Annotated in this window: 1 protein-coding gene; it reads right to left on the bottom strand. The window is 45.9% G+C overall.

Annotated features, from left to right (window positions below):
* Positions 1-31 precede the first annotated feature (31 nt).
* Positions 32-1,246, bottom strand: coding sequence for an IS256 family transposase (locus ACT3QR_RS13880; RefSeq protein WP_201599988.1), 1,215 nt, complete (start codon positions 1,244-1,246; stop codon positions 32-34).
* Positions 1,247-1,302 lie beyond the last annotated feature (56 nt).

The raw sequence follows: 1,302 nt of genomic DNA, 5'->3' as shown, positions 1-1,302 counted from the left end.
GAGCCCATCTCAGATTCTGTGTAACTGCCATTTAGATTAAATGCCTGCTTATACGATCATCAAACATAATCATAAAGCGATTCAAAGCAGACGTCCAGTTACGAATGGGCATCGACCACTTTTTGGATGCCTGCTGGGTGGCTAAGTACACCACTTTAAATGCTGCCTGATCAGATGGGAACACCTTACGCTTATTCACTGCCGTCCGAATCACACTGTTTAGCGACTCTATCGCATTGGTGGTATAAATCACTTTTCTGATGTCTTTCGGATACTCAAAGAACACCGTTAAGCCCTCCCAGTTATTGCGCCAAGACTTGACCACGTGCGGGTAATCTTTGCCCCAAGTCTCATCAAAGTGCTCAAGATTGGCCTCTGCCATCTCAAGGGTATCAGCGCCGTAAATGGCCTTTAAATCAGCCGCTACGGCCTTTTTATCCGTCCACGGCACAAACTTCATTGAATAGCGCACCATGTGTACGATACACAGCTGAACCTGTGCCTTTGGATAGACGGTGTTAATGGCATCAGGGAAGCCCTTTAGACCGTCAACACAAGCGATTAAGATGTCTTGTACGCCACGGTTTTGAAGCTCGGTAAGAACACCTAGCCAGAACTTAGCGCCTTCATTCTCTGATAGCCACATACCAAGCAGCTCTTTTTTACCGTTAAGGTTAACGCCTAGGGCTAAGTAAATGGCTTTGTTGATGATCTGCTTGTCTTGACGTACTTTGACGACAATGCAGTCTAGATAGACGATAGGATAAACACTGCTCAATGGCCGGTTCTGCCATGCAGTGATGTCCTCTAAGATGTTGTCAGTGACTCTTGAAACCAAGCTACTTGAGATATCGACATCGTAGAGCTCTTTAATGCTCTCTACAATCTCGGTGGTGGTTTGGCCCTTGGCGTAAAGAAATATGATTTTATCATCAAGCCCTGAGATACGGGTTTGATGCTTACTAACGAGTACAGGCTCAAAGCTGCTATCACGGTCTCTTGGGGTAGATATCTCAAGATCGCCTGTGTCACTGCGGACGGTCTTTTTAGTGTGCCCGTTGCGCTTGTTAGGCTTATCCGCCTTTTCATGCTTGGGGTAGCCGAGATGGTCTTCCATCTCAGCCTCTAAGGCAGTATCGATAAAGGATTGCATGAGCTGCTTTTGAAAGTCTTTGATATCATCAAAGCTGTTCATGCTACCAGCCATTTGCTCGGCCAGTTTCTTAATGTCAGATTGGGTAGTCATTGCTTATTCTCCTGTTAGTGGATTATAAGCAGTTACACAGAGTTTGGGAAAGGCTC

This window comes from Psychrobacter sp. AOP7-B1-25, from assembly GCF_052376195.1.
Lineage (GTDB): Bacteria > Pseudomonadota > Gammaproteobacteria > Pseudomonadales > Moraxellaceae > Psychrobacter.
The sequence above is the reverse complement of the archived record's forward strand: the minus strand, read 5'-3'. Positions and strand labels throughout refer to the sequence as shown.